Origin of the sequence: uncultured Sunxiuqinia sp., from assembly GCF_963974515.1 — a bacterium.
Classification (GTDB): Bacteria; Bacteroidota; Bacteroidia; order Bacteroidales; family Prolixibacteraceae; genus Sunxiuqinia.
This window is the reverse complement of sequence record NZ_CAXBDD010000170.1, coordinates 1-4,509: the sequence shown is the minus strand read 5'-3', so window position 1 is coordinate 4,509 and position 4,509 is coordinate 1. Positions and strand designations below refer to the sequence as shown.

Annotated in this window: 4 protein-coding genes; 3 read left to right on the top strand and 1 reads right to left on the bottom strand. The window is 44.6% G+C overall.

Annotated elements, in window-relative coordinates; all coding sequences use genetic code 11:
• Positions 1-97 precede the first annotated feature (97 nt).
• Positions 98-937 carry a UDP-2,3-diacylglucosamine diphosphatase gene (locus tag AAC033_RS18360; protein ID WP_339740862.1) on the bottom strand — a complete coding sequence of 280 codons (840 nt, stop codon included), beginning with the start codon at positions 935-937 and terminating at the stop codon, positions 98-100.
• 192 nt (positions 938-1,129) lie between these two features.
• On the opposite strand from AAC033_RS18360, the gene AAC033_RS18355 reads away from it, so the two are divergent.
• The 3 genes from AAC033_RS18355 to AAC033_RS18345 form a co-directional block, all read left to right on the top strand.
• Positions 1,130-1,744: a sigma-70 family RNA polymerase sigma factor gene (locus tag AAC033_RS18355; RefSeq protein ID WP_339740859.1), complete on the top strand. Its 615-nt coding sequence runs from the start codon at positions 1,130-1,132 to the stop codon at positions 1,742-1,744.
• A gap of 71 nt (positions 1,745-1,815) precedes the next feature.
• Positions 1,816-3,012, top strand: coding sequence for a FecR domain-containing protein (locus AAC033_RS18350; RefSeq protein ID WP_339740857.1), 1,197 nt, complete (start codon positions 1,816-1,818; stop codon positions 3,010-3,012).
• A 160-nt stretch (positions 3,013-3,172) separates the two neighbouring features.
• A partial coding sequence (locus AAC033_RS18345; RefSeq protein WP_339740855.1) for a SusC/RagA family TonB-linked outer membrane protein occupies positions 3,173-4,509 on the top strand: 1,337 nt, incomplete at its 3' end.

The window sequence follows — 4,509 nt, the reverse complement described above, 5'->3', positions numbered from 1 at the left end:
AGCACATCCGTTTCAGCCATTTCTTTCAGAATTGGAACCAGTTCAGTGGCCCTGGCCAGGTGCCCATTACCGGTGCCTTGTATCGCGTAAAGGATTTTCATTTGGAAGGTGAAATTAGATGGGTGAGGGCAAGCTCCTGGAATAGCGAGTTGTAGAGTTCTTTTTCGTTGGGCATATCGGGTTCGTCAGCAGGATCGTCTATGCTGTCAGTGAAATAAACCAGGTTCCATTGATTGTTCTCGTATTCGGCCGATGTGAAATGTTCCACCCAATCACCACAATTCATGTAGCGGACCTCCCCGTGTTCGGTCGTCTTTTTTTTGTCTTTTGGAACATGGGTGTGCCCGCAAATAACGGTTTGGTAATTTCGTTCGGCAGCAACTTTAATGACCGCCTGTTCGAACCGCGATAGTGGTGTGTTTTCTTTCAGGAATTTCTTTTTGATGCTTTTGTAAATTCGCACTTCCTGGTATCCCAATAAGAGTAGAATGCGATTGACGGCTGCGTTGATCAGAGAGATCAATCCGTAACTGGCCGCTCCAATCTTGGCCAACCATTTAGCCTGGTGAATGATATGATCGAAAATATCGCCATGAAAAATCCAGGTCTTTTTTCCGTTCATCTCTAAAACAAATTGATTGACAATTTTCAGGTTGCCCATTTCGCTTCCGTTAAATTTCCGCAGAAATTCGTCGTGGTTACCTGTGACATAAACGACTTTTACCCCCTTCTCCAACATCTTAATCAGCTGACGGACCACTTTTAAATGGGACTTGGGAAAGTAGTTCCGCGAAAAGCGCCACGAGTCAATGATGTCACCGTTTAGTACAAGGGTTTCCGGGTGAATGGATTTAAGATACTTCAGTAATACTTTGGCTTTGCTGGCATGTGTGGCCAGATGAACATCGGAAATCACAGAGACTTTGAGCTTTCTCATGGTTGTTTCATGAATTGCAAATTCGTTGCTGCTAAGTTCATTGGTATAGATTAATCAAAAGTTAAAGCAATGTGAAGATTGTGCCGTTTCTGAAAGAAGGCTGCGGTGAACATTGCCAAAGCATTTTCATGATTGTCGATTATTTGTTACACTTGTATTACCTTTATCCTACAATTAACCAAACCTATGCCTGTGTATTCAAAAGAAAATGATCAGACCTTATGGTCGAAATTTCTTCACGGCAACGAACAAGTGCTGTCTCTCATCTACTTACGGCATGCCAACGCCCTGTTTGATTATGGTTGCAAAATGACTTCCGACCGGGATTTGGTTAAAGACGCGATTCAGGATATTTTCTGTACCCTCATTCGAAATCGTGAAAATTTGTCCGGTACCGATAATATTCGACTCTACCTTTTTAAGGCGATGAAACGCAAGCTGGTGCGAGAAATTCAGAAAGCACATCGCCTGCAAAGTGTTGATTCTGAATCGTCCATTGGATTTGACCTGGCATTCTTGCACAGCTTCGACCACACCGAATTTGAATTGACAGAACAGCAGAAAACGGAACTCGTAGCAGCCATTGATGCGCTGACCGAACGGCAAAAGGAAGCCATTTATTTGCGGTTTACCCGCGGACTTGACTACAAGGAAATTTCGATGATCATGAATTTAAACTATCAATCGTCAAGGGCACTCATTCATCGGGCAATTGCTAAGCTTCGTGATATCCTGTCGGTTAAATCCGATATTTTCAATCAGACACTCCTCATTTTATTCCTTCGAAAAGTAAAACCTGTTGTTTAGCAGGTATTTTTTTCATCTGAGCCCATCAACAAAAAACAAGTTGCTGTCTTTTGTGAGCAGAACTTGTAAAGATGAACAAATATAAAAACTACACACCCGAGGATTTTTTGGCAGATGATTATTTCATTCAATGGTTGAATGATCCGGCCGAAGAGCACGAAGAATTTTGGAAATCATTTGTTGAAGAATTTCCCGAACAGAAAGTCAATGTTGAACAGGCGAAATTTATTGTCAGCATGTTTCAGCATGAGCATGAAAAGCTGAGCCTGGATGAAACCTACGATATTTGGAATGGCGTGCTTCGAAATGCGAAACGTCCGAAAGTCCGGAAACTGGTTCGTCTGCTGCGTTATGCAGCGGTTCTGCTGCTGATGTTTGCTTCGGGTGCCCTGGCTTTTTACCTGTACGAAAACTCGCGTGAGTTGCACTATGATTTGACCGAGCTTAGTGAGACCGGCAGCAACGAAGCCAAAATTATTCTTTCCGACGGCTCCGAAGTTTCGCTGGAGCAGAAAGAGTCGGCCATTACCTATGCCAGTAGCGGCAACCAACTCGTTGTCAATAACGATACCATCAACCAAAACCAGCAAGATGGCCGGGAGTACATGAACAAGGTGATTATTCCCTATGGAAAGAAATCGATGATTACGCTTTCAGATGGCACCAGAGTGTGGTTGAACGCCGGGAGCCAGTTGGTTTACCCCTCCGTATTTCTCCGGAAAAAGCGGGAAGTGATGCTGATTGGGGAGGCCTATTTCGACGTGGCCGTAAATAAAGCGAAGCCATTTATCGTGCGCACGTCGGATATGAATGTACAGGTGCTTGGAACCCGCTTCGATGTGTCGGCTTATCCCGAGGATGATTTTGTAGCAGCGATTTTGGAAGAGGGGAGTGTTGGTTTGGAAATCAAGGGACACGGTGTGATGGCACAAGATCAACAAATATTATTGCGACCCAACGAGAAACTAAGCCTGAATAAAGAAAGCCGGGAGACCACGGTGCGTATGGTTGATGTGAGCATGTACACTTCCTGGAAAGAAGGCGTATTGAAATCAGAATCGGAAGATCTTAACCGCCTGATTAAGAAGATTGAACGTTACTACAACATTCACATCACGCTGAAAGACCCACTGGTTGGGGGTTATAAAATTTCGGGGAAACTGGATCTGGAGAAAAGTGCCGAAGAAGTGTTAAACATTATTAAACTAACGGTTCCGATCGATTGGGCCAAAAAAAGTAACGGAGATTTTATTGTCATGAAGAAATAAATTTCGAGCCAAAAAAAACCGGAGAATACCGCCATATCCTCCGGTTAGCCAAAAGGCTCTGGTTATTAGTCGTTAAACTAAACGTTTTAAAAGTATGAAAAAAAAGTCGTATCAAAGAATCTTTCATTCAAGTGGAGGATTCAAAAAAATGTTCCTTGTTATGAGGTTATCTGTATTATTACTTCTGGTCAGTGTTTTAAGCGCTGTTGGGAACAGCTATTCGCAAAGCACGAAATTCTCGCTTAGGCTAAACAATGCCACAATTAAGCAGGTATTCACGGAAATTGAAGAAAACAGTGAATACATTATTGTTTATTCTGACGACATTCTGGACGTCTCCAAAGAAGTGTCGGTGATCGTAAGAAATTCATCTGTCGAAAAAATTCTGGACCAAATTTTCTCAGGAACAGCCGTTGACTACACCATTAAAGACCGGCAGATTGTCATTACCCAACGGGCCGAAAATCCCTTGGCTGCAATGAGTGAGCAAGCCGAAAACATCGTCAGCGGCAAGGTGGTCGATTCGGAGGGGATGCCCTTGCCGGGTGTTACGGTGTTGGTAAAAGGAACCACCACCGGAACGATCACCGATTTTGATGGGGAGTTCAACCTGTCAGTTCCTGATAATGCCGAGGTGTTGGTTTTCTCCTTCGTTGGCTTTCAGCCGCAGGAAGTGTCCATTGGCAACCGCAGCACGTTTAACATTCAGCTTGTTGAAGATGTCCTTCAGATTGAGGAAATTGTGGCTGTTGGCTATGGTGTTCAGCGCAAAAGTGACCTGACTGGTGCCATGAACCGTCTGACGGAAGATGATATGAATAAAAGTGTGGCCACCTCGCCGGTTGAAATGATGCAGGGACGTGTATCGGGGGTAAATATTACCCAAAACAGTGGAGAGCCCGGAACTGGAATGTCGGTGCGTATTCGTGGTTCAAACTCCATTCGTTCAGGGCAGGAGCCTTTGTATGTGGTTGACGGAATTCCGCTGGACAATGCCGATGTCACGCCAAATGGCGGAACGGCCGCAGGGATTAATGAATCGTCTAATAAAAACCCAATTAGCTTTCTGAACCCGGAAGACATTGAGTCGATCGATATTCTGAAAGATGCTTCCTCAACCGCTATTTACGGAGCCCGGGGGGCCAATGGTGTGGTGATTATCACGACCAAAAGGGGAACAAAAGGCGAAGGTACGCTGAACTATGATGCCTACATGGGGGTCTCGCAAATCCGTGAGAAGCTGGATATGCTCACCGCCGATGAATTCCGTTCCTATACCAAAGCCGATGGAACAAAACTTTCGGATATGGGAGCCAATAACGATTGGCAGGATGAGATTTTTGCCACCGGAATCACCCAAAGCCACAACCTCTCCTACGGTGGTGGAACCGATAACTTTACCTATCAAACATCGCTGGGTTACTTGGACCAGGAGGGGATTATTGAATCGACGGGTGTACAAAAGTTGAATGGTAAGATCAAGGTCTCCCAAAAAGC